The sequence below is a fragment of the Micromonospora rhizosphaerae genome (genome assembly GCF_900091465.1).
In the GTDB taxonomy this organism is placed as follows: domain Bacteria; phylum Actinomycetota; class Actinomycetes; order Mycobacteriales; family Micromonosporaceae; genus Micromonospora; species Micromonospora rhizosphaerae.
Genome location: NZ_FMHV01000002.1, coordinates 6374130 through 6397071, shown reverse-complemented (window position 1 = coordinate 6397071; position 22942 = coordinate 6374130). Strand labels below are relative to the sequence as shown.

Here is a 22942-nt window from a genome sequence, read left to right as displayed (position 1 = left end):
GCGGTGCCGGTCGGATGAACGGGCCGCACGCCAGCGAGGGGCGCCGCCCGGTGCTCTACGTCATCGCCTGCGGTTCGCCGCTGGCCGGCAACGTCGGCCGGCTGGTCGAGCTGGCGCAGCAGGAGGGCTGGGACGTCTGCGTGGTGACGACGCCGGACGGCGCGAAGTTCGTGGACCGGTCGGCGCTGGCCCGGCAGACCGGTCACCCGGTCCGCACCAGGTACAAGAACCCCGGCGACCCGGACGTGCTGCCCCCGGCCGACGCCATGCTCGTCTGCCCGGCGACGGTCAACACCGTCAACAAGTGGGCGCTCGGGATCGCCGACACCCTCGCCCTGGGGCTGCTGGTCGAGGGGCAGGGCCTCGGGTTGCCGATCGCCGCGGTGCCGTACACCAACACGGCGATGGCCGCGCACCCGGCGTTCCAGGCGAGCCTGGCGCGGCTGCGCGAGTGGGGAGTGAGCGTGATCTTCGGCGACCACGTCGTCCCGCTCCACCCGCCGGGCACCGGCGAACGTCACGTGGACGCCTTCCCGTGGGCGGCCGGCCTCGCGGCGCTGCGCGGCCGGTTGCACCCGGTCGCCCCCGTCGCCTGAGGCGTGAGCATTCCGTTGCCCCGGCCGCCCCTCTTCACCGTCGAGGCCGTGGTGCACGGCCAGCGCCGGTAAGCTGGCCCGCCGTGAGCACAACCGGATCCCCGCCCACGGTGGCCGACGTGGTGGCCGCGCTGGACCGCCGCTACCCGCCCGCCTGGGCGGAGGAGTGGGACCGGGTCGGCCTGGTGCTCGGCGAGCCTTCCACCCCGGTACGCCGGATCGCCTGCGTGATCGATGTGGTGCCGGAGACGGTGGCCGAGGCGCTGGCCGCCGGGGCGGACATGATCGTCGCTCATCACCCGCTGCTGCTGCGCGGCGTCTCGTCGGTCGCCGCGACCACGTACAAGGGGCGGATCGTCCACCAGCTGATCAAGGGGGACGTTGCGCTGTACGTCGCCCACACCAACGCCGACATGGCCGACCCCGGCGTCTCGGACGCCCTCGCGGCCCGGTTCGGGCTGACCGGGCTGCGCCCGCTGCACCGCCCGCAGCCCGGCTCCCCGGCCGCCGGCGGGTCGCGGGGCATCGGCCGGATCGGCGAGCTGCCCACTCCGATGACGCTGGCCGACCTGACCCGGCACGCCGCCGCGGTGCTCCCCGTCACCGCGTGGGGAGTTCGCGCCGCCGGGGATCCCGGGCGTATGGTTCGTATCCTCGCCGTCAGCGGCGGGTCGGGGGACAGCTTCCTCGCCGAGGCGACCGCCGCCGGGGTGGACGCGTTCCTCACCGCCGACCTGCGCCACCATCCCGCCGGTGAGCACCTCGCCGCAGGCGGTCCCGCCCTGCTGGACGCCGCCCACTGGGCGACCGAACGACCCTGGTTGGACGACCTGGCCGCCCACCTGCGGGACGCGCTGGGCGTCGAGACCGTGGTGTCCGACCTGGACACCGATCCGTGGACCGTGCACGCCACCGCATCCCCGAGTGGACGACAAGGAGCCGTACTGTGAAGGCTGACCCGCAGGTCCAGCGCCGCCTGCTCGACCTCCAGGCGATCGACACCGCCCTCGCCCAGCTCGCCCACCGGCGCCGGACGCTGCCGGAGCGGGCCGAGCTCGAGGCCCTGGCCCGGGAGATCTCCGCGCTGGAGGACGAGCGGGTCCGCGCCCAGGTGGCCGTCGACGACCTGGACCGGGACATCGCTCGGCAGGAGAAGGACATCGAGCAGGTGCGGGCGCGCAAGAGCAAGGACGAGGCCCGGCTCGCCGCCGGCACCGGCCCGGCGCGGGAGCTGGAGGCGCTCCAGCACGAGCTGGTCTCGCTGAACCGCCGGCAGAGCGACCTGGAGGACGCCGAGCTGGAGCTGATGGAGCAGCGGGAGACCGCGCAGGGCGTGCTCGACGGGATCGAACGGCGGATGGCCGAGGCGCGCGACCGGCGGGCGGCGGCCGAGCAGCGCCGGGACGAGAGCCTCGCCGAGATCGCCAAGGAGGAGGAGTTCAAGCGGTCCGCCCGCCAGCCGCTCGCCAACGACCTCCCAGCCGACCTGGTCACCCTCTACAACCGGATCCGGGAGGACACCGGGCTCGGCGCGGCCCTGCTCACCGCCGCCCGCTGCGGCGGCTGCCGCCTGGAGCTCTCCGGCGCCGACCTGGCCCGGATCCGCAAGGCCGACCCGGACGAGGTGGTCCGCTGCGAGGAATGCCGGCGGATCATGGTACGGACCAGCGAGTCGGGGCTGTAGCCGCGATGGCGGTGCGTTCGGTGGTCGTGGAGGCCGACGGCGGGGCCCGGGGCAACCCCGGGCCGGCCGGGTACGGCGCGGTGGTCCGTGACCCGGAGACCGGCGAGGTGCTGGCCGAGCGCTCCGAGTCGATCGGCATCGCCACCAACAACGTCGCGGAGTACCGGGGGCTGATCGCCGGCCTGGAAGCGGCCGCCGAGCTGGGCGCGTCCGAGGTCGAGGCGCGGATGGACTCCAAGCTGGTGGTCGAGCAGATGTGCGGCCGCTGGCAGATCAAGCATCCCGGGCTGCGCCCGCTGGCCGCCCAGGCGGCCGGCCTGGTCGGGCGGTTCGCCTCGGTGCGGTTCAGCTGGGTCCCGCGGGAGCGCAACCGGCACGCCGACGCGCTGGCCAACGCCGCGATGGACGCCGCCGCCGGGAAGGCGCCGACGCGGCCGGCCGTCGAGCCGCCCCGGATCGTGGAGCCGCCGCGCGAGGTCGCCGGGCCAGACCCGGCGGACCGCGCGCGGGCCCGCGAGGTCACCGCCCGGGCCGCCACCGGGCGCGCCACCGGCACCGACCCCACCACCACGCCGGCCTCCTGGGAGCCGCGCCCGACCGAGACCGCCACCCGGCTGATCCTGGTCCGGCACGGCGAGACCGATCGGACCGCGCAGGGTCGCTACTCCGGCCGCGGCGACGTGCCGCTGTCGGACCGCGGGCGGTCCCAGGCCCGGGCCACGGCCGCCCGGGTGGCCGCCCTCGCCCCGTCCGTCGCGGCCGTGGTCAGCTCGCCGCTGTCCCGGTGTACGGCCACCGCCGAGGTGATCGCCGGAGCCGTCGGCAACCCGCCGGTACGCCCCGACGACGACCTGATCGAGTGCGACTTCGGGCTCTGGGAGGGGCGAACCTTCGCGGAGGTGCGCGAGGGCTGGCCGGGGGAGCTCGACGCCTGGCTCGCCTCAACCCGGGTCGCCCCGCCGGAGGGCGAGTCGTTCGCCGCGGTCGCCGAGCGGACCGGCCGGGCGGTCGCCGGCCTGCGCGAGGCGTACCCGGGGGAGACCGTGGTGGTGGTCTCCCACGTCTCGCCGATCAAGCTGGTGCTGCGCGACGCGCTCGCGGCCGGCGACGCCTTCCTGCACCGCCTCTACCTGGACACCGCGGGCATTTCGGTGCTCGACCTCTACCCGGACGGCGGGGTCGCGGTCCGCTCGGTCAACGACACCGCGCACCTCGTCGAGCCGTAGCACCCCCGGTGCCGCCGGCCCGCCCGACGCCGGCGGCACCGCTCGGCGCAGCCGGTACGCCGTTCGGCGCAGGCGTCGCACTGGCAAACGTGACCGCGCTCACGGGGTCGTAGCCTCCGGCCGTCACATGGCAAGTTACGACTTCCCGGAGGTGTGTCAGATGGCAGCACCCGAACCGGAGGCGCCGACCACGGCGCGATCCAGGGCGAAGGACCACAGTCCCTGGAACTGGTTGCTTTTCATACCGATCCTGGTGCCGCTGATCCCGGCCTTCTTCAACGCAGACTCGCCCCGGCTTTTCGGGTTTCCGCGCTTCTACTGGCTGCAACTGGCGTACATCCTGCTCGGCGTCGGCACGACGACCCTGGTGTACCAGATGACGAAGAAGCGGGGTGAGCGGTGATGTGGCGGGATCATCTGACCGAGATCATCATCTTCACGCTGCTCTTCCTGCTGGTCAGCGCGATGGGCTTCGTGGCGGCCCGGTGGCGGGCGCCGCGCGACATGGCCCACCTGGACGAGTGGGGGCTGGGCGGGCGCAGCTTCGGCGGCTGGATCACCTGGTTCCTGGTCGGCGGTGACCTCTACACCGCGTACACCTTCGTGGCGGTGCCGGCGCTGGTCTTCGGCGCGGGCGCCATGGGCTTCTTCGCCGTGCCGTACACGATCGTCATCTACCCGCTGGTCTTCCTGGTGCTCTGCCGGCTCTGGTCGGTGTCGCACCGGCACGGCTACGTCACCCCGGCCGACTTCGTGCGGAACCGGTTCGACTCTCCGGTGCTGGCGCTGCTGGTCGCGATCACCGGCATCGCGGCGACCATGCCGTACATCGCGCTGCAGCTGGTCGGCATCGAGGCGGTGCTCAAGACGATGGGCGTCACCGGGGAGGGCACGCTCGCCCGGCACCTGCCGATCATCATCGCGTTCGCGATCCTGGCCGCCTACACCTACCAGTCCGGCCTGCGCGCGCCGGCGCTGATCGCGTTCGTCAAGGACTCGCTGATCTACATCGTGATCCTGGTGGCGGTCTTCTACCTGCCGTACAAGCTCGGCGGGTGGAGCGGCATCTTCGACGCGGCGGACGCGAAGTTCAAGGCGTCACCCGCGCCGGGCGACGGGATCCTGCTCAACGCCAACAACCAGCTCCAGTACGTCACCCTCGCGTTCGGGTCGGCGCTGGCGCTGTTCCTCTACCCGCACAGCCTGACCGGCGTCCTGGCCAGCAGGAACCGGGACGTGATCAAGCGCAACATGTCGGCGCTGCCGGCCTACAGCCTGCTGCTCGGGCTGATCGCGCTGCTCGGCTACATGGCGATCGCGGCGGGGGTGAAGCCGCTGCCGGGGGCGACCCAGGGCAGCGTGGACGGCAACACGATCGTGCCGCTGCTGTTCGACAAGCAGTTCCCGGACTGGTTCGCGGGCGTCGCGTACGCGGCCATCGGCATCGGCGCCCTGGTGCCGGCGGCGATCATGTCGATCGCGGCGGCGAACCTGTTCACCCGCAACATTTACAAGGAGTACCTGAGGCGGGACGCCAGCCCGGCGCAGGAGGCGAACGTCTCGAAGATCACCTCGCTGGTGGTGAAGATCGGCGCGGTCGCCTGCATCGTCTTCCTCGACCCGCAGTTCTCCATCGACCTGCAGCTCATCGGCGGCGTGATCATCCTCCAGACGCTGCCGGCGGTGGCGCTGGGCCTCTACACCCGCTGGTTCCACCGGGGCGCCCTGATCGCCGGCTGGGTGGCCGGCATGGCGCTCGGCATGTGGATGCTCTACCAGATTCCCAACGCGGCCACGAAGCGGGCCCACTTCGGTGGCTCGGCCTTCCCGCTGGAGAAGTTCGGCTTCGACACCCCGAAGACGATCTACGTCGGGATCGTGGCCGTGCTGGTCAACCTGGCGATCGCCGCACTGCTGACGCTGGTCCTGCGGGCCGCGAAGGTGGCCGACGGCGTCGACCACACCACGCCGGACGACTACTTCGCCGACGAGGGCGATCCCCGCGTCACCCCCGGCACCACCCGCGACGCCGACTCCGCCCCGGAGCCCGTCGCCTGAGTTGAAAAGGAGGGGCCCCCTGTCAACGGATTCCGTTGTATAGGGGGCCCCTGCTAACGCCTCGGCCGCCGGCCGCCGGCCGCGGGCGTCAGCGGGAGCGCTTGCGGGATTCCAGGGCCTGGTTGAGGCGGTGCAGCAGGTCCGCCAGGGTGTCCCGGTCGTCGCTGGTCCAGTCGGTGAGGATGTCGCCGTAGAGCCGGGTGCGGGCCGCCCGGACGGCGGCCATCCGGTTCAGGCCCGCCGGGGTGGGGGAGATTACCGTGCCCCGCCCGTCGGCCGGGTCCGGCGTACGGGCGATCAGGCCGTCCCGCTGCATGGCGGAGACCTGCCGGGTGACCGTGGAGCCGTCCAGGTTGAGCTTCGCGGCCAGCGCGGAGACGTTCTGCGGGCCGGCGCTGTCGAGGTGCCGCAGGATCACGTACGCCGCCCGGTCCAGCACCCGGTGCTCCGCGGTGCCGGTGGCCCGGCGGGTCGCCTCGCCCAGCCGCATCAACAGGGCCACCTCGGTCTCGATCCGACCCAGGGTGGCCTCGTCCCGATCGGTACCCGTGCCGTGGTCCACGCTCATAGCTGTATGATACAACCGAATTACCTGTACGATACAGCTATCTGGGAGGCGGAGTGGATCGGCGATCCGAACCGAACCGCAGTGCCATCTACGCCACCACGCTGGTGGCCTTCCTCGCCATCGCCGGCATCGCCGTCGTCGACCCGATCCTGCCGGCCATCGGCGAGGAGATCGGGGTCACCGCCTGGCAGGTCGAGCTGCTGTTCACCGCGTACATCGCGGTGATGGCGATCGGCATGATCCCGGCGACGCTGGCCAGCGGCCGGTTCGGCTTCAAGCCGGTGCTGATCACCGGCGTCTCGGTCGTCGGCGTCGCCGCCATCCTCGCCTCGTTCAGCGACAACATCGTGCAGCTCTCCGTGCTGCGCGGCGTCTGGGGGCTGGGCAACGCGATGTTCTTCGCCACCGCGATGGTGGTGCTGGTCAACCTCGCCATCGACCGGGAGTGGGTGGTCGGCCTCTTCGAGACCGCGCTCGGTCTCGGCTTCGCCGTCGGCCCGCTGCTCGGCGGCCTGCTGGGCCACGTGAGCTGGCGGCTGCCGTTCTTCGTCTGCGGCGTGTTCATGGTCCTGGCGCTGGCCGTCGCGTCCCGCAAGCTGCGCGAGCCCGCCACCAAGCTGCCGCCGGTGCAGGTGGGCTCGATCTTCGCCACCTACCGCAAGCCGGCGTTCATCAGCCTCTGCGTGGTCACCGCCGCCTACAACTTCGTCTTCTTCGTGGTGCTCGGCTACACCCCGCTCTTCCTGCACCTCGACGTGGTGCCCCTCGGGCTGGCCTTCACCGCCTGGGGCCTGGGGCTGGCCGCCGGCATCCTGGTGATCGGGCACCGGCTCGCCCACCGCATCGGGGCGGTGCAGACCCTCGGCATCGCGATCACCGGCCTGCTGGTCTGCCTGGCGCTCTTCGCCACCTCGTCCGGCACCGCCGAGTCGCTGGTGGTGCTGGTGCTCGCCGGCCTCTGCATGGGCCTGGCCAACGCGAACCTGACCGACCTCGCGCTGGGCCTGGGCTCCAGCGACCGCCGGGTCGCCACCGGCGCGTTCAACCTGGTGCGCTGGGGTGCCGCCGCACCCGCCCCGATCATCTCCGGCAAGCTGGCCGAGCACTCGCTGGCGCTGCCGTTCTGGGTCGGCTTCGGGGTGCTCGCCGTCGGCGTGCTGGTCTACCTCGCGTTCGCCCACGTGATGGCCGCCGGTTACGGCGAGCGGGTGCTCTGGTCCCGCTGGAACCGCGCCGCCGCCGACGCCGAGCACGCGACCGAGGAGCCGGTCGGCGAGGCGTACTGAGCGTTCTCCTCCGCCCCTGGCCGAACCGCCCCGTCGCCGCGACGGGGCGGTTCGGCGTTCCGACCCTGGTCTGCGCGACCGCGGTGTCGGCGCTGGAGCCGGTCTCAGCGCAGCGCGCGCCAGAGCAGGTAGAGGCCGATCACCGTGCCGAAGACCACGATGACGGTCTTCAGCACCACCGGCGGGAGCCGGCGTACCAGTCGGGCGCCCGCGTACCCACCGATCAGCGTGGCCGGGGCGACCACCGCGACGGCGGCCCAGTTGACCGGGCCGAAGAGCGAGAAGATGACCACCGTGGTCAGTCCGACCACGGCGGAGAGCAGGTTCTTGATGGCCGACACCCGGGCCAGCGTCGCGTCCAGCACCAGGGCCAGGCCGGCGACCAACATCACCCCGAGCGCCGCGCCGAAGTAACCGCCGTACACCGCGCCGAGCCCGACCATGGCCTGCACGGTGACGGTACGGCGGCGCGGGCTGAGGTCGGCCGGGTGGCCGACCAGCCGGCGCAGCGGATCCTGAAAGGCCAGGACGGCGGTCGCGCCCAGCACCAGGAACGGCACCACCACCTCGAACGCCCGCGCCGGCGTGGCCAGCAGCAGCACGCAGCCGACGACAGTGCCGAGCACCGCGGTCGGCAGCAGGCCCCACAGCTTCCGGCCGTGCGGCAGGTCCAGCCGGCTGCCGACGACGCTCGCGACGTACCCGGGGAAGACCGAGACCGAGTTGCTGACGTTCGCCGGCACCGGCGGCAGGCCGGTGGCGATCAGGGCCGGGAAGGTGATCAGGGAACCGCCGCCGGCCACCGCGTTCACCGTGCCCGCGGCGAGACCGGCGACGAGCAGAAGCGCGGCGTCGGAGAGGTCCATGATCCCCAGAGGCTAGATACGTCCGGGTCCGGACTCAACCTTTGGATACCGTTCCGCGTCGTTCCGTGCGACTGCCCGGGCGAAGGGAGCGGAGGCGGAAATGGCCGCGGACGCCGCGTCGTTAAGATTAGTGGCGCGACGGACGAGTCGACCGGGCGGTCGCGTTGACGGGTTTCGGCCCGTTGCCGAGGAACGTCCGGACTCCACAGGGCAGGGTGGTTGCTAACGGCAACCCGGGGTGACCCGCGGGACAGTGCCACAGAAAACAGACCGCCGACCCTATATGGGACGGTAAGGGTGAAACGGTGGAGTAAGAGCCCACCAGCATCCCGGGTGACCGGGATGGCTCGGTAAACCCCACCCGGAGCAAGGCCAAGAAAGGGTCGTCACCGCAAGATGGCGGCCCGCGCAGACGCTCGAGGGCTGCCCGCCCGATGTCTGCGGGTAGGCCGCTGGAGCCTGCCGGCGACGGCAGGCCGAGATGGATGACCGCCGCCGACGCGCCCTCCGGGGCGCGTCGGTCACAGAATCCGGCGTACAGGTCGACTCGTCCGTCGCCCACCAGGTCAGCCGCCCGTACATGGCGGCTGACCTGCTGTTTCTGCAGTGCTGCTCGTCGTCGTTGCTCATCCCTGGTCGGCGTTTGACGGCCCGGTGACGGCCCACAGTCTGGGGCCTGCCTGTAGACCCCTGGGTCGGCTCCAACGGCCGCGCCAGCCTCGTTGCTGACCTGTTCTAAGGTCCGGCCATGCACCGCCGACGGCCAAGCCGAAACTTCCTGCGGGTGTTCTCGACGTTCGGTCTGGTCTTTGCGATTGCGCTCACGGCGCTAGCCACATCGTCGATCGCAGACGAGCGTCGGGGATCGGAGGCAGTCGCCGAGGTGCTGGACGTCGAGCGTCTCGGAGCTAGAACCTTCCTGACAGTTCAGTTCACTACAAATCGTGGCGAGGCGTGTGAATCACGCCTGCGCGTTACGGTCGACGCGAACCGGGCTGTGAGTACCGGTGAGCACATCGGCGTCCACCACGCCAAGAACAACCCTTGCCTCAGGGTGCGCGAGGCTAGCGATCAATCCCGATGGTTCATCATCCTCGTCGCGGTGGCACTTCTGGTCACATTCGGCATCCTGACCTACGTTGCGTGGCGCCGGCCCCGACCTCCGCTCCCACTCCGATACGCGGGCATGCCCTGACGAGCCGGACGAGGTCGGTTTGACCTGGACCAACCGTCAGACGTTGAAGCGGACCAAGAGCTGCTGCTGGAAGAGCCATCTTCGGGTCTCGGCCCCGCTCTGGCTCTTCACCTGCTGGACGGACTCGTCATTCGGGCTGCCCCGCCCGACGGAGTGGGAGCAGTTCCTCATCACCGACCCTGGTGGCGGTGGAACCCGTCTTCTACCTGGCCTGCACGCCGTACGTGCTCGCGTACGGGATCCGGGCGGCCCGGCCGGCGGCGCCGCAACCGGCCGGCGTCACGCCGTCGCACCCGGTGCCGTCCGGCGCCTGACCGGCCCGGCCTGGCAGCGGTGACGTCGCCCCAGGCTTCCCAGCGGCGCAACCGTCGTCGTTCGGACCGGTGTGCGGGTTACGGCGCCGACATCCGGTGGCGCCGCCGGTCAGGCCGACCAGCTCACCGTCCGGCGGACCCGTTCGTACTCCCGGGCCAGCTGGGCATCGATCCGCGCCATCCGGTCGTCGGTCAGCACCACCCTCGGGTCGTGCCACGGCCGGGCCTCCAGCAGCCGCCGCCGCAATCCGCTGGGCGGATGCGAGGCGAACAGCGACGCCTCGTCCCGCACCGACAGCTGCCGCAGCAGCGGCAGCCGGGCCGCCGCGGCGGCGCGGGACTCCGCCACCGCCGCCCGCCACCGGTCCGGACCGTGCCCGGCCCGCGACTCCCTGCGTACGGCGAGCGCAATGGACTCCTCGGCGAGCAGGGAGTCGAGCATGCGGGTCGCGGCTGCCGAACCCGCCACCCGCGCCGCCAGCTCGTCGGCCAGGTACTCGGCGCGCTGGCTGTCCCGCAAGGCGACGCAGACCAGCACCAGGTGCGCGGTGAAGAGCAGCCGGGACAGTACCCACTGCACGGTGTGCGCCAGCGCCAGGCCGGCCAGCTCCAGGATGCCCCCGCCGGAGACGGTCCGCACCGGACGAACCAGGTCGGCGGCGGAGCCGAGCATGGTGAAGGCGGGCTGGACGAGCAGCGCCCGGCGCGGGTCGCCGTTGACGAAGTGGCCCAGCTCGTGACCGAGCAGGGCCACCCGCTCCTGCGCCGGCAGCGAACCCCACAACGGCAGCCCGAGGCAGAGCACCCGCCGTCGACGCACGCCGACCAGGTGCGTGTACGCGTTGATGTCGCCGTCCACCCCGACGATCTGCGGGGTCGGCGCGCCGATCGCCGCCGCCACCTCGTCCACCAGGGCGAAGAGTTCCGGTGCCCGATCCCGGGAGAGCACCTCCAGGTCCTCGTTCAAGCGGTCGAAGCGGGGCCGGAGCGCGTACGCGAGGCCGAGCAGCGCGACGCCGAGCACCACCGACAGGTTCGGGAACGGGAAGGCGACGATCAGCCACACCCCGGTCGTGGCGAGGGCGAGCACCCCGGCAAGGAGCAGCACCGAGGCGACCGCGGTCACCACGCGGGCGGCGCCGGACCGGGCACCGTCCAGCGGTCGCCCGACCAGCCGGTCGAACTGCCGCCCGGTCATCCGGTACGCCAGCCGCCAGGTCGACCGGTCCACCCAGGTCCAGCCGAACTCGCGGGGGCGCCGCGCCCGGTCGTACGCGTCGAGGTCCCACTCGCAACCGGCGCACCACGGCGTTGCGTCCCGCACCGACACCATGGACGCACCGCAGCGCGGGCAGGCGTCCGTCCCCGCCGTCGTGTTGATCACGGCACCCGATCCTGCCGAGCGACGGCCGACGCGGGAACCGGCCGTTCAGCCGATCGGGCCGCAGAGTTGCGGCTGCTCTTGTGGGCCAGCGACGGCTGCCGGATTCGGCCGTGCCGGCGGAGGCGACCGTCGCCGGCCGGGGCCAGCTCGCCCTGGCACGCGCCGGCCGGCCGGGGGTACGACCTGGGCGAGACGCCGCCGCCGGCTTGCGCCGGGAGTTTCCCCGTTCCGGTGCCCGGTGGCCGGCAGCCGGTCTACTGTGGAGGACATCGGCGACATTTCTGGCGATCCGGTGGCGGCCGGAGGCGTCCCGGTGCACAGTGATCTCATGAGCGACAGCGGACGTGGTGCGCGCTACTACTGGTGCACCCGACACCACCGGGTCGAGACCGATGCCGACGTGTGCCCTGCCAAGCACGTTCTCGGACCGTACGCCTCAGCCGCCGACGCGGAGAACGCCCTGCAGAGGGTGCGGGAGCGCAACGAAGCGTGGGAGGCGGAGGACGCCCGTTGGGCCGGGGAGGAGAGGTAGACGGCGCGGGACGGCCCGCGCCGAGGCACCCCGTGCTCCGCGAGGGCGAGAGCACGTCCCCAAGGAGGGAACCGAGATGGCCGAAGCACAAAAGGCCACCACCCGCCCGGCCGCCAGACGTACGACCGCGAAGAAGACCGCCGCCGCGAGCGCGACCCGGACCGCTGCGGCGCGCCGGCCCGGCACGGTGAGGAAGGCGACGGTCACCAGGGCGTCCGCGAACGCCTCCGGCGCCGGCGCCGGTCGGGTTCCGGCGAAGACGGCGGTCGCCAAGAAGGCCGCGGCGACCAGGACCGCCGCGACGAAGGCCCCCGTCACGAAGGCCACCGTGAAGAAGGCGCCCGCGAAGAAGGCAACCGCGAAGAAGGCGCCGGCCACGAAGGCCGCCGCGAAGAAGGCGCCGGCCAAGAAGGCGGCAGCCAAGAAGACCACGGCCGCGAGGAAGGCGCCCGCCAAGAAGGCGCCCGCGAAGAAGACCACGGCGGCGAGGAAGGCGCCCGCGAAGAAGGCGCCGGCCACGAAGGCCGCCGCGAAGAAGGCGCCGGCCAAGAAGGCGGCAGCCAAGAAGACCACGGCGGCGAGGAAGGCGCCTGCGAAGAAGGGGCCGGTCACGAAGGCCGCCGCGAAGAAGGCGCCGGCCAAGAAGGTGGCCGCGAAGGCGCCCGCGAAGAAGGCGCCCGCGAAGAAGGCGCCCGCGAAGAAGGCGCCCGCCAAGACCGCGGGCGCCCGCAAGGTCACCGCCACGGCCAAGAAGACGACCGCCACGGTCAAGAAGACCGGCGCGGCGGCGAAGAAGACCACGGCAGCGAAGAAGGCCCCGGCGAAGAAGGCGACCGCCAAGAAGGCCGCGACGACCCGGCCCACCGCCGGCGCCCGGAAGGCCGCGGCGACGAGGGCACCCGTGAAGAAGGCCACCGGTACCTCGTCGACCGCTACTCGCAAGGCGGCGGCGAAGAAGGCGACACCCGCGGCGTCGACCGCAACGCGCCGGGCGGCCGGGACAAGCACCTCCACCGCCACCACCAAGCGGAGCGTCGCCGCCCGGAAGCCCCCTGGTAAGCGAGTGGTCGCCGGCCGATCGACCATCAAGCCGGGGAGCATCCGGAAGGCCGCCGGCTGAGAGCCGCGATCCGCCGCTGATCGGCCGAACGCCACGCCGGTGAGCGGATCACGCGCCGCGCTGTCAGGATTGACCGCGTGGTGATCCGACGCGTACTGGCGCCCCGCATCGACTTCGGCGCGCTACGGCGCGAGCTGGGACTGCCGAAGGGCTTTCCGGCCGCGGCGCAGCGCGAGGCGGACGAGGCGGCGGCCGCACCGCTGCCGGCCGTCGCCGACCGGACCGACGTCCCGTTCGTCACGGTCGATCCGGCGACCTCGCGCGACCTTGACCAGGCCATGCACCTCAGCCGCCGTCCCGGTGGCGGCTTCCGGGTGCGGTACGCGATCGCCGACGTGGCCACCCACGTACGCCCCGGCGGCCCGCTGGAGGAGGAGACCTGGCGTCGCGGGCAGACGGTCTACCTGCCCGACGGCAACGTGCCGCTGCACCCGCACACGCTCAGCGAGGGCGCGGCCAGCCTGCTGCCCGACGAGGACCGGGCGGCCGTGCTCTGGACCATCGACCTCGATCCCGACGGTGACACGGTTGCCGTCGCCCTGGAACGCGCCCGGGTACGCAGCCGCGCCAAGCTGGACTACGCCGGCGTACAGGCCGACGCCGACGTCGGCCGGCTGCCCGAGCCGATCGCCCTGCTGCCCGAGATCGGCGGCCTGCTCGCCGCCCGTGGGTTCCGCCGGGGCGCGATCAACCTGCCGCTGCCGGAGCAGGACGTCGAACCGGACGGCGACGGCTGGCGGCTGGTGCTGCGTGGGCCGGGGCCGATGGAGGACCACAACGCGCAGATCTCCCTGCTCACCGGGATGGCCGCGGCGGACATCATGCTCGCCGGCCGGATCGGGCTGCTGCGCACCATGCCGTCGCCGAAGCCGGAGGCGGTCGACCGGCTCCGGCTCGCCGCCGCCCCGCTCGGCGTGGACTGGCCGGACGGGCTCGGGGTGGGCGAGGTCCTCGTCCGGCTGGACGCCTCACAGCCCCGGGCGGCGGCGTTCATCGACCAGGCCGCCGAGCTGATGCGCGGCGCCGCGTACACCGCCTTCGACGGGGAGTTGCCCGAGCAGCCGGAGCACGGCGGGGTCGGAGCCGCGTACGCGCATGTCACGGCGCCGCTGCGCCGGCTGGCCGACCGGTACGCGACCGAGGTCTGCCTGGCCCTGCACGAAGGCCGGCCGGTGCCCGACTGGGCGCGCGCGGCGCTGCCGAAGCTGCCGGAGGTGATGTCGACCACCGACCGGACCGCGTCGGCGGCCGCCCGGGGTGCCATCGAGTTGGCCGAGGCGGTGCTGCTGGAGCATCGGGTAGGGGAAACCTTCGAGGCTGCAGTGCTGGACGTGGACGCGTCGCTGAACGGCCAGTCGAAGCCGGGCCGCCCGCCTGGCGGCACGGTGGCCCTGGACCAGCCGCCGGTGCGCGCCCGCTGCACCGGCGAACTGCCGCTCGGCGAGCGGATCCTGGTCCGCCTGGTGACCGCCGACCCGGCGCAGCGCAAGGTCCTCTTCGAGCGCGCCTGACCCGCCGCCAGCGGGGATTGTCACAGTGGCCGGCCGCACTGCCAGCCGGAGACCTTTGCGAGGATGACCGCATGGCTTACGACGCGACCACACTGCCCGACGTCTCCGGGCTGACCGTCGGCATCATCGGTGGCACCGGCGACCAGGGGCGAGGTCTCGCCTACCGGTTCGCCCGGGCCGGGCAGACCGTCCTGATCGGCTCCCGTTCGGCGGAGCGGGCCGCGCAGGCCGCCGCGGAGATCGCCGCGCTGCCCGGCGTCCCGGCCGGAGCCGACGTGGCCGGCGCCGACAACGACGAGGTGTCCCGGCGCAGCGACGTGGTGATCATCGCGGTGCCGTGGGACGGGCACGCCGCCACGGTCGGCGCGCTGGCCGGGCCGCTCGCCGGCAAGATCGTCGTGGACTGCGTCAACCCGCTGGGCTTCGACAAGCAGGGCCCGTACGCGCTCACCGTCCCCGAGGGCAGCGCCGTCCAGCAGGCCGCCGGACTGCTGCCGGACTCCCGGGTGTGCGCCGCGTTCAACCACGTCAGCGCGCCGTTGCTGGCCGACCCGGAGGTCGACCGGATCGACCTCGACGTGCTGATCTGCACCGAGGACCGGGAGTTGGCCGGCGTGGTCGCCGCGCTCGCCGCAAGGATCCCCGGCATGCGCGGCATCTACGCCGGCCGGCTGCGCAACGCCCACCAGATCGAGGCGTTCACCGCCAACCTGATCGCCATCAACAAGCGCTACAAGGCGCACGCCGGCATCCGGGTCACCGACCTGTGACGGTCAGGATCCCGACCAGGTGAGCCTCGGCTCCTGACGCCGAGGGTTGGTGGCGGATCGACCCCGGGCAGGCACGTATCCGGTCAGCTCGTCGGGACCGTCGTCGCCTCGAAATTCGGTGACAGCCGCAGCGGCGCCCAGTGCAGGTCTGGAACGAAGTCGGTGTATGTGCCGTCGAACGGGAACTCGCCCGTTTCGATGAGTTTGATGAGCCGTTCCCCCTCGGCGCGGGCGGCGTCGGCGGTCGCCCGGTCGAAGTAGAGCGGATTCCCGATGCGCTCGGCGAACTCGTCGGTGTCCTTCCACTCCCACTGCCGCTGCGGCGTCACGACGAGGTCGAGGACCAGGTCGGTGGTGTCGACGCCGTCGGGCCGTCGGACATACGGCTCCTCCAGGTTGACGTACCAGCCGGCGAAGACGCCGTCGCGGAAGAACCACCACACCGAGTACGCCGCTGCTGGCGGCATGAGCACCAGGATGTCGTATTCCTGCCAGGTAAGAATGGTCAGCTTCGGATCGCGCATCTGGTCGAGAGTGATCTCGTGCTGGGTGTTGCCGTCGGCGTCGACGAGCCGGGCGAAGTCGCTACCGGCCGGATGCCAGAGCAGTAGGCCGTGCGTGTCGTCGGAGACCACCCGCATGGGCTGCACCCACGTGCACCAGCGGCCGCGCAGGTAGCGACGGGTGATGACCTGTCCCGGCTCGAAGATCATCGCCGCAACGTACACCAATCCGGCGGTCGAGTTTGTCCCGTTGGTTGTCGGCGGACCGCCGTCGGCAGAGGGCTGCTCACCCGTCATGGCGGCCGGGGACGGGCCGACGGTCGGCCGGGAGGCCGCGCGGTGGTGCGCGGTGCCGTCCCTGCCAGGGAGGTCGGAGCGGGTTGTTGGCGCAGGTACGTGCGTTGGTGGTGGCGGCTACGGCGGGGGCGGCGCTGCAGGTCGAGCCAGGCGGGCGGGACGAACTCAGGGTGCCCGTCGGCGGCGAGCCGGACCTGCCAGCCGTGGTGATGGATTTGGCGGTGATGGTGCCGGCAGAGCAAAACTGAATTGTCCAGAGTGGTGCCGCCGCCGTCCGACCAGTGTCGGATTTGGTGGCCCTCGCACCAGCGGGGCGGGCGGTCGCAACCGGGGAAGACGCAGCCTCGGTCCCGCAGGACCAGCGCCCGGCGGAGCGGTCCTGCGATGAGACGGCGTTGCCGGCCGACGTCCAGCACCTGACCGGCGCCGCCGAGCACGGCGGGCAGGATGGCGGCGTCGCAGGCCAACCGCCGGACCGTCTCCGGCGTCAGGGACAGCCCGGTGTCAAGGGTCCCGGCCCCGAGCTGACCGACGACAGCGTCGTAGGACGTGGTGACGACCATCTGGGCGGAGTCACCGCCGTGCTCTGGCAACTCAGCGGTGCGCAAGGCGAGTCGACAGATGTCGCCGAGCGCGTCGTGACGGCGTTGCCCGGGGGAGCGGGTGTCGTCCAGCCCGGACGGGGCGGTCAGCGGGTCCAGCGCCGCGCGAAGTAGGGCCGCCGCCTCGGCATCGAGGCTGCCGGTCAGGCGGAGGCGGCCATCCCGCAGCTCGGCGAGGGTGAGGTGGCGATTGCGGGCCGCGCGGGCGGCCTCGGCCTCCAGCGCCCGGCCGGTGGCAGCCTCGGCAACCTCCGGGGCGACGTGGTCGAGAATCCGGGCGCCGAGCTTGCGCAGCGCGAACGGGTCGAACTGCCCGGCCCATTCGACGAGGAGGCCGACCGACTTTTCGCCCGCCGCAGGGCCGGCCTCCGCGCGTACGACGGCCGTGGTCTCGGTGATCACCTGGGCCTGAGCCGCGTCGACCCGGCCATCGGCGAGGGCGTCACGGACCGCGGGGGAGCCTTCGTGGAGCGCGGCGGCGAGATCGACCAGTCGGCGGGCCGCCGGCACGGTGAGCCGCAGCCTGTCGCGCAGCCAGACCGCCGTCGACGAGGCGCCCTGCGCCACGGCGACGCCCCTCCCGTCGAGCTCCCGTACCAGCGCCAGCTGCACTGCCGCAACGCGCTGCCCCAAGGTGTGCACCGCGTCGAGGGCATCGACGAGGTCCGGCTCGGGCATTGCCCATGCCGGCCGGCCCAAGCACGACCGTAGCGCCGCATCGGCTCGCGCCAGCTCATCGATCACGGCGTCAGGCTAGTACAGGTGTACGACAACTGTGGCGTCGACGGCCGAGCTCATCTCGATCGGCTGTCGTAACCGGGCGGCATCATCGCCGTATGGAGTGGCAACTGGTGATCGATTGTCGGGAGCCGGCACGGCTCGTCGCGTTCTGGGCGGAGGCGTTGCGGTATCGACCGCAGCCACCGCCGGACGGGTACCCAACCTGGCGGGACTGGTACCTGTCCATCGGGATCCCGCCGGAGGAGCTCGGCGAGGGTGACTGCGCGGACCGGCTGGAGGATCCCACCGGAGCCGGGCCGAGGATCTGGTTCCAACCGGTGCCCGAGCAGAAGTCGATCAAGAACCGACTGCACATCGATCTGAAGGTCGGCGGCGGGAGAGGGGTTCCGTTGGCCATCCGGCGATCCCGCGTCGACGCGGAGGTGGCCCGGTTGCTGCCGCTCGGGGCGCGGGTGCTCGGCGGGATGGACGCGCCGGAGAACGACCACTACTCGGTCCAGTTGGCCGACCCGGAGGGCAACGAGTTCTGCGTGGTGTGACACCGGCCGGCGCGCCGTGGGCCGGGCGGCGCGGCCGGAGCCGCACCGCCCGGCCACTGTCAGAAGGTGTGCTCGGCGGCGGGGAACTCGCCGCCGCGTACCTCCTCAGCGAAGCGGCGGGTCGCGTCGGTGAGGGCGCCGGCGAGGTCGGCGTAGCGCTTGACGAAGCGTGGCGCCTTGCCGGTGCGCAGGCCGGCCATGTCCTGCCAGACCAGCACCTGGGCGTCGGTGTCCGGGCCCGCGCCGATGCCGACCGTCGGGATCCGCAGCTCGTGGGTGATCCGCTTGGCCACCTCGCCGGGCACCATCTCCAGCACCACCGCGAACGCGCCCGCCTCGGCCACCGCCCGGGCGTCGGCGATCACCTCGTCCGCCGTGTCCCCCCGCCCCTGCACCCGGTAGCCGCCCAGGGTGTGCTCGCTCTGCGGGGTGAAACCGATGTGCGCCATCACCGGGATGCCGGCGCCGACGATCGCCGCGATCTGGTCGGCGCAGCGCCGGCCGCCCTCGAGCTTCACCGCGTGGCAGCCGCCCTCCTTCATGAACCGCACCGCGGTGCGCAGTGCCTGCGTCGGGCCCTCCTCGTACGAGCCGAAGGGCAGGTCGCCGACGATCAGCGAGTGCCGGGTCGCCCGTACCACCGCGCGGACCAGCGGCAGCAGCTCCTCGGCGGTCACCGGCAGGGTGGTCTCGTAGCCGAAGACGTTGTTCGCGGCCGAGTCGCCGACCAGCAGCACCGGGATCCCCGCCTGGTCGAAGATCGAGGCGGTGTACTGGTCGTACGAGGTGAGCATCGCCCAGCGCTCGCCGCGTTCCTTGGCGGCGATCAGGTCGCGGGTGCGGACCCGTCGGGTGGCCGGCCCGCCGTAGAGGGCGGTCACCTCGGTCGGGGTGGACTCCACCATGACTCTCTCCTTCCTCGAGGCCGCCTTCGCGGTCCCCGGGTTCCGCCGCGATCGTCCCACCGGACGACGGGCCGGCGGCAGGGCGCAGTGGAGGATTTCACTCCCCGCCCGCGGCCGGAGCCGGCTTGCCCAGCACCGGCCGTCGGGAGGTTCGGGTCAGCCGTGTTCCCGCCAGCGGTTGGTGATCGGCAGGCGGCGGTCCCGCCCGAACGCCTTGTGCGAGATCTTCGTGCCCGGGGCGGACTGGCGCCGCTTGTACTCGGCGGTATCCACCATCCGCAGCACCTTGTCGACCACCGCCGGGTCGTGGCCCGACTCGATCAGCCCGTCCCGGCCGAGGTCGCCGTCGACGTAGCCGATCAGGATCGGGTCGAGCACGTCGTAGGCCGGCAGGGTGTCGCTGTCCAGCTGGCCCGGGCTCAGCTCGGCCGAGGGCGCCTTGCCGATTGAGCTCTCCGGGATCGGGGCGGTCTCGCCACGCTGGGCGGCGTCCGCGTTGCGCCACTTGGCCAGCCGCCAGATCAGCGTCTTCCAGACGTCCTTGACCGGGTTGTAGCCACCCACCGAGTCGCCGTACAGGGTGGAGTAGCCGACCGCCAACTCGCTCTTGTTGCCGGTGGTGAGGACCAGGTGGCCCTCCTGGTTCGACAGCGCCATCAGGATGACGCCGCGGACCCGGGCCTGAAGGTTCTCCACGGCCACGCCGGAGAGCGACATGTTGGCCAGGAAGGCGTCCACCATGGGCTGGATCGGCTGGATCCGGTAGTCCAGCCCGGTGCGCTTGGCCAACTCCTCCGCGTCCGCCCGGGAGTGCTCCGAGGAGTGCTGGCTGGGCAGCGACACGCCCACCACCCGCTCCGGGCCGAGCGCGTCCACCGCGATGGCCGCCGACACCGCCGAGTCGATCCCGCCGGAGAGGCCGAGCACCAACGATGGGAAGTGGTTCTTGTTGACGTAGTCGCGCAGGCCCAGCACCAGCGCCTGCCACACCTCGGCCTCGTCGGCGACCGGCTCGATGATGCCGCCGACCGCGACCTCGCCGGTGGGGGCGGGCAGCGTGTCGCTGACCTTGACCCGGACCACCCGCATCCCGTCGGCCAGCTCCTCCTCGCGGTCCACCGGCTCCTTCGCCGGCGGCAGCTCGACGTCGTGCACCAGCAGGTGCTCGACGAACTGCGGCGCCCGGGTGAGCAGCTGGCCCTCCGCGCTGACGATCATCGAGTCGCCGTCGAAGACCAGCTCGTCCTGGCCGCCGATCATGTTGACGTACGCGATGGTGGCCGCGGCCTCGGCGGCCCGGCGGCGGACCAGCGGCAGCCGGATGTCGTCCTTGTTCAGCTCGTACGGCGAGCCGTTGATGTTGAGCACCAGGCCCACGCCGGCCTGCCGGGCGACGGCGAACGGGCCACCCGCCTGCCAGAGGTCCTCGCAGATGGTCAGCGCCACGTCCACCCCGCCGATCCGGACCACGGTCAGCGTGTCGCCCGGCACGAAGTAGCGGTCCTCGTCGAAGACCCCGTAGTTGGGCAGGTGGTGCTTGAAGTAGGTGGCGACGATCTTGCCCCGGTACAGTAGCGCGGCGGCGTTTCGGGCACCCCGGCCCGGCTCGGCGTCGGCGCTGACCTGCGGCGGGCCGTCCGCGTCCAGGTAGCCGACCATGACCGGCAGCTCGCCGAGCCCGTCGGCGGCCAGGTCGGCGGCGAGCCGCTCCAGCGCGGCCTTCGACGCGGCGACGAAGGACCGGCGGAAGACCAGGTCCTCGACCGGGTAACCGGTCAGCATCAGCTCGGGGAAGAGCGCGAGCTGGGCGCCGGCGTCGGCGGCCTTGCGGGTCCAGCCGCGGACCAGGTCGGCATTGCCGTCGATGTCACCGACGGTGGGGTTGACCTGGCACAGGGCGAGACGCAGCGTGGGCATGTCCTCATCTTGCCCCAGCCCGGGGACCCCGACACGGCCGGACGCGGGAGACCCTGGCCACCCCGGTACGTCCCGGGCGGTCCGTGCGGCGGGACACGGGGAGGACGGGCCGCGGGCTGGTCGCGTAACGTCGGCGTAACGAGCCCGGTGGAGACTGGGCGGTCAGGCCGGACCGGCCCGGCCGGTCTCGGAAGACAGTGTCGCGAGGGGTTGAAGTGGACCGTCAGCAGGAGTTCGTCCTCCGTACGCTGGAAGAGCGGGACATCCGGTTCGTCCGGCTGTGGTTCACCGACGTGCTCGGCACGCTCAAGAGCGTGTCGGTCGCCCCGGCCGAGCTGGAGGCGGCCTTCGATGAGGGGATCGGCTTCGACGGCTCGGCGATCGAGGGCTTCGCCCGGGTGTACGAGTCCGACATGGTGGCCATGCCCGACCCAACCACCTTCCAGGTCTTCCCGTTCGAGGGCGGGGTGAGCGGCGAGAGCGCCCGGATGTTCTGCGACATCCTGCTCCCCGACGGCACCCCGTCCTGGGCGGATCCGCGGCACGTACTGCGCCGGGCGCTGTCCAAGGCCGCCGAGAAGGGCTTCACCTTCTACACCCACCCCGAGATCGAGTTCTTCCTGCTGGAGAACGGCCCGATGGACGGCTCGGTGCCCACCCCGGTGGACACCGGCGGGTACTTCGAGCACACCACCCACGCCGTCGCGCGGGACTTCCGCCGCCAGGCCGTGCTCGCCCTCGAGCGGATCGGCATCTCGGTGGAGTTCAGCCACCATGAGGTCGCCCCCGGCCAGCAGGAGATCGACCTGCGCTACGCCGACGCGCTGACCACCGCGGACAACATCATGACCTTCCGGCACGTGGTCAAGGAGGTGGCGCTCTCCACCGGGGTGCAGGCCAGCTTCATGCCGAAGCCCTTCACCGACCAGCCCGGCAACGGCATGCACACCCACCTGTCGCTCTTCGAGGGGGAGCGCAACGCCTTCCACGACCCCGGCGACCCGATGAAGCTCTCCAAGGTGGCGAAGTCGTTCATCGCCGGCCTGCTCCGGCACGCCCGGGAGTACACCGCGGTCACCAACCAGTGGGTCAACTCGTACAAGCGGCTCTTCCCGCAGGCGCTGCCGGACCGGATCACCGAGAGCCCGGCGTACGTCTGCTGGGGTCACCTCAACCGCTCGGCGCTGGTCCGGGTGCCGGCGTACGGGAAGCCGAACTCGGCCCGGGTGGAGGTCCGCTCGCTGGACTCGGCGACCAACCCCTACCTGGCCTTCGCGGTAATGCTCGGGGCCGGCCTCAAGGGCATCGAGGAGGGCTACGAGCTGCCCCCGGGCGCGGAGGACGACGTCTGGTCGCTGACCAGCGCCGAGCGCCGCGCGATGGGATACGAGGCGCTGCCGGAGAACCTGGCCGAGGCGATCGACGTGATGGCCGGCTCGGAACTGGTCGCCGAGGTGCTCGGCGAGCACGTCTTCGATTACTTCCTGCGCAACAAGCGGGCCGAGTGGGAGCAGTACCGCCGCGAGGTCACCCCGTACGAGCGGCAGCGCTACCTCTCGCTATAGCTCGAGGGTCTGTCGTACCCCGGGATTAGCTTGCGGGGCGTGAACCGGACGGATCGTCTCTACGCGTTGGTGGAGGAGTTGCGGGCGGTGTCGCCGCGGCCGCGTAGCGCCCGCTGGCTGGCCGAGCGCTTCGAGGTCAGCGCCCGCACAATCGAGCGGGACATCGCCGCGTTGCAGGCCTCCGGCGTGCCGATCTGGGCCCAGCCGGGCCGCACCGGCGGCTACGTGGTCGACCGCGCGCACACCCTCCCGCCGGTCAACCTGACCGCCGGCGAGGCGGTCGCGATGGCGGTGGCGCTGCACCGGCTCGGCGGGACGCCGTTCGTGTCGGCCGCCGGCGCCGCGCTGCGCAAGCTGATCGCGGTGATGCCGGCCGCCGGCGTGGCCGAGGCGCACCGGCTGGCTGGCCGGGTGCACCTGATCGGCGCCGGCCCGGCCACGCCCGTCCCGGCCGCCGTCGCCGACGCGGTCGCCGCGCGACGGGTGCTCCGCCTCCGGTACGCGGACCGCACCGGCGCGGATTCCGTACGCGACGTGGAGCCGCTCGGCTACCTCGGCAACCCCACGCACTGGTACCTGGTGGCCTGGTGTCGGCTTCGCGACGGGCTGCGCTGTTTCCGCACCGACCGGATCGTCTCGGTGCATCCGCTGTCGGAGGCGGTGACCCGGGAGCTGCGCCCCGGCGACCTGGACATCCCCGAGCGGGTGGTCCGCCGGCTCAGCCTGGTCTGAGTTCGTCGGGAAACACCGACACGACGCTGTC

General features: G+C 72.4%; 23 protein-coding genes, 1 other RNA gene and 1 pseudogene. 17 read left to right on the top strand and 8 right to left on the bottom strand.

Annotation, left to right across the window (positions count from 1 at the left end; genetic code table 11):
* Positions 1-14: 14 nt before the first annotated feature.
* The 6 genes and pseudogenes from GA0070624_RS30070 (at position 15) to mctP (ending at position 5564) form a co-directional block, all read left to right on the top strand.
* Positions 15-596, top strand: a complete 582-nt coding sequence (locus GA0070624_RS30070; protein WP_091346489.1) for a flavoprotein — start codon at positions 15-17, stop codon at positions 594-596.
* Positions 597-715: 119 nt separating this feature from the next.
* A pseudogene (locus tag GA0070624_RS30065) lies at positions 716-1553 on the top strand (Nif3-like dinuclear metal center hexameric protein).
* Complete coding sequence (locus GA0070624_RS30060) at positions 1543-2280, top strand: zinc ribbon domain-containing protein (RefSeq protein WP_091346487.1); 738 nt, start codon at positions 1543-1545, stop codon at positions 2278-2280. Before GA0070624_RS30065 ends, GA0070624_RS30060 begins: the two are co-directional and overlap by 11 nt.
* 5 nt (positions 2281-2285) lie before the next feature.
* Positions 2286-3506 (top strand): bifunctional RNase H/acid phosphatase, encoded by a 1221-nt coding sequence (locus GA0070624_RS30055; RefSeq protein WP_091346485.1) that lies wholly within the window; start codon positions 2286-2288, stop codon positions 3504-3506.
* Between the two features lie 160 nt (positions 3507-3666).
* The gene (locus tag GA0070624_RS30050) at positions 3667-3909 is read left to right on the top strand and encodes a DUF3311 domain-containing protein (RefSeq protein WP_091346483.1); all 243 of its coding nucleotides are present in this window, start codon (positions 3667-3669) and stop codon (positions 3907-3909) included.
* Positions 3909-5564 (top strand): monocarboxylate uptake permease MctP, encoded by a 1656-nt coding sequence (gene mctP, locus GA0070624_RS30045; RefSeq protein ID WP_091346481.1) that lies wholly within the window; start codon positions 3909-3911, stop codon positions 5562-5564. The genes GA0070624_RS30050 and mctP overlap by 1 nt, the downstream gene beginning before the upstream one ends.
* 88 nt (positions 5565-5652) lie before the next feature.
* On the opposite strand, the gene GA0070624_RS30040 is transcribed toward mctP, so the two are convergent.
* Positions 5653-6132, bottom strand: a complete 480-nt coding sequence (locus GA0070624_RS30040) for a MarR family winged helix-turn-helix transcriptional regulator (RefSeq protein ID WP_091346479.1) — start codon at positions 6130-6132, stop codon at positions 5653-5655.
* A gap of 53 nt (positions 6133-6185) precedes the next feature.
* Here GA0070624_RS30040 and GA0070624_RS30035 point away from each other — a divergent pair, with 53 nt between their 5' ends.
* Positions 6186-7418, top strand: a complete 1233-nt coding sequence (locus tag GA0070624_RS30035; protein ID WP_091346477.1) for an MFS transporter — start codon at positions 6186-6188, stop codon at positions 7416-7418.
* Positions 7419-7522: 104 nt separating this feature from the next.
* Here GA0070624_RS30035 and GA0070624_RS30030 read toward each other — a convergent pair whose 3' ends face one another.
* Positions 7523-8284, bottom strand: coding sequence for a sulfite exporter TauE/SafE family protein (locus tag GA0070624_RS30030; protein WP_091346475.1), 762 nt, complete (start codon positions 8282-8284; stop codon positions 7523-7525).
* A gap of 143 nt (positions 8285-8427) precedes the next feature.
* On the opposite strand from GA0070624_RS30030, the gene rnpB reads away from it, so the two are divergent.
* Together rnpB and GA0070624_RS34430 are read left to right on the top strand one after the other, a co-directional pair.
* An RNA gene (gene rnpB, locus GA0070624_RS30025) (RNase P RNA component class A) lies at positions 8428-8838 on the top strand.
* A gap of 230 nt (positions 8839-9068) precedes the next feature.
* Positions 9069-9479 (top strand): DUF3592 domain-containing protein, encoded by a 411-nt coding sequence (locus tag GA0070624_RS34430; RefSeq protein ID WP_141715213.1) that lies wholly within the window; start codon positions 9069-9071, stop codon positions 9477-9479.
* 36 nt (positions 9480-9515) lie between these two features.
* Here GA0070624_RS34430 and GA0070624_RS36555 read toward each other — a convergent pair whose 3' ends face one another.
* On the bottom strand, positions 9516-9650 hold the full coding sequence (locus tag GA0070624_RS36555; protein ID WP_281181028.1) for a hypothetical protein: 135 nt from the start codon (positions 9648-9650) through the stop codon (positions 9516-9518).
* A gap of 17 nt (positions 9651-9667) precedes the next feature.
* On the opposite strand from GA0070624_RS36555, the gene GA0070624_RS36550 reads away from it, so the two are divergent.
* The gene (locus GA0070624_RS36550; RefSeq protein ID WP_281181027.1) at positions 9668-9793 is read left to right on the top strand and encodes a hypothetical protein; all 126 of its coding nucleotides are present in this window, start codon (positions 9668-9670) and stop codon (positions 9791-9793) included.
* Between the two features lie 109 nt (positions 9794-9902).
* On the opposite strand, the gene GA0070624_RS30015 is transcribed toward GA0070624_RS36550, so the two are convergent.
* Positions 9903-11177: a M48 family metallopeptidase gene (locus GA0070624_RS30015; protein WP_091346473.1), complete on the bottom strand. Its 1275-nt coding sequence runs from the start codon at positions 11175-11177 to the stop codon at positions 9903-9905.
* Positions 11178-11505: 328 nt separating this feature from the next.
* On the opposite strand from GA0070624_RS30015, the gene GA0070624_RS30010 reads away from it, so the two are divergent.
* The 4 genes from GA0070624_RS30010 (at position 11506) to npdG (ending at position 15110) form a co-directional block, all read left to right on the top strand.
* A complete protein-coding gene (locus GA0070624_RS30010) occupies positions 11506-11709 on the top strand; it encodes a hypothetical protein (protein WP_091350136.1) in 204 nt (67 codons plus the stop codon).
* A gap of 76 nt (positions 11710-11785) precedes the next feature.
* On the top strand, positions 11786-12829 hold the full coding sequence (locus tag GA0070624_RS30005; protein ID WP_245719062.1) for a hypothetical protein: 1044 nt from the start codon (positions 11786-11788) through the stop codon (positions 12827-12829).
* A 77-nt stretch (positions 12830-12906) separates the two neighbouring features.
* On the top strand, positions 12907-14340 hold the full coding sequence (locus GA0070624_RS30000; protein ID WP_091346470.1) for an RNB domain-containing ribonuclease: 1434 nt from the start codon (positions 12907-12909) through the stop codon (positions 14338-14340).
* Positions 14341-14411: 71 nt separating this feature from the next.
* Entirely contained in the window at positions 14412-15110 is a 699-nt protein-coding gene (gene npdG / locus GA0070624_RS29995) for an NADPH-dependent F420 reductase (RefSeq protein ID WP_091346467.1), read from the top strand.
* Between the two features lie 83 nt (positions 15111-15193).
* Here npdG and GA0070624_RS29990 read toward each other — a convergent pair whose 3' ends face one another.
* Positions 15194-15823: a ribonuclease FAU-1 family protein gene (locus tag GA0070624_RS29990; RefSeq protein WP_091346465.1), complete on the bottom strand. Its 630-nt coding sequence runs from the start codon at positions 15821-15823 to the stop codon at positions 15194-15196.
* Between the two features lie 83 nt (positions 15824-15906).
* Positions 15907-17256 (bottom strand): HNH endonuclease signature motif containing protein, encoded by a 1350-nt coding sequence (locus GA0070624_RS29985; protein WP_091346463.1) that lies wholly within the window; start codon positions 17254-17256, stop codon positions 15907-15909.
* Between the two features lie 92 nt (positions 17257-17348).
* Between GA0070624_RS29985 and GA0070624_RS29980 the strand changes: the two genes are divergently transcribed.
* On the top strand, positions 17349-17792 hold the full coding sequence (locus tag GA0070624_RS29980) for a VOC family protein (RefSeq protein ID WP_091346462.1): 444 nt from the start codon (positions 17349-17351) through the stop codon (positions 17790-17792).
* A 59-nt stretch (positions 17793-17851) separates the two neighbouring features.
* On the opposite strand, the gene panB is transcribed toward GA0070624_RS29980, so the two are convergent.
* Both panB and GA0070624_RS29970 read right to left on the bottom strand, forming a co-directional pair.
* Positions 17852-18697 carry a 3-methyl-2-oxobutanoate hydroxymethyltransferase gene (gene panB / locus GA0070624_RS29975; RefSeq protein ID WP_091346460.1) on the bottom strand — a complete coding sequence of 282 codons (846 nt, stop codon included), beginning with the start codon at positions 18695-18697 and terminating at the stop codon, positions 17852-17854.
* Between the two features lie 156 nt (positions 18698-18853).
* Positions 18854-20614 (bottom strand): NAD+ synthase, encoded by a 1761-nt coding sequence (locus GA0070624_RS29970; RefSeq protein ID WP_091346458.1) that lies wholly within the window; start codon positions 20612-20614, stop codon positions 18854-18856.
* Positions 20615-20829: 215 nt separating this feature from the next.
* Here GA0070624_RS29970 and glnA point away from each other — a divergent pair, with 215 nt between their 5' ends.
* A complete protein-coding gene (gene glnA / locus GA0070624_RS29965) occupies positions 20830-22179 on the top strand; it encodes a type I glutamate--ammonia ligase (protein WP_091346456.1) in 1350 nt (449 codons plus the stop codon).
* A 39-nt stretch (positions 22180-22218) separates the two neighbouring features.
* The gene (locus GA0070624_RS29960) at positions 22219-22911 is read left to right on the top strand and encodes a helix-turn-helix transcriptional regulator (protein ID WP_091346454.1); all 693 of its coding nucleotides are present in this window, start codon (positions 22219-22221) and stop codon (positions 22909-22911) included.
* Positions 22912-22942 lie beyond the last annotated feature (31 nt).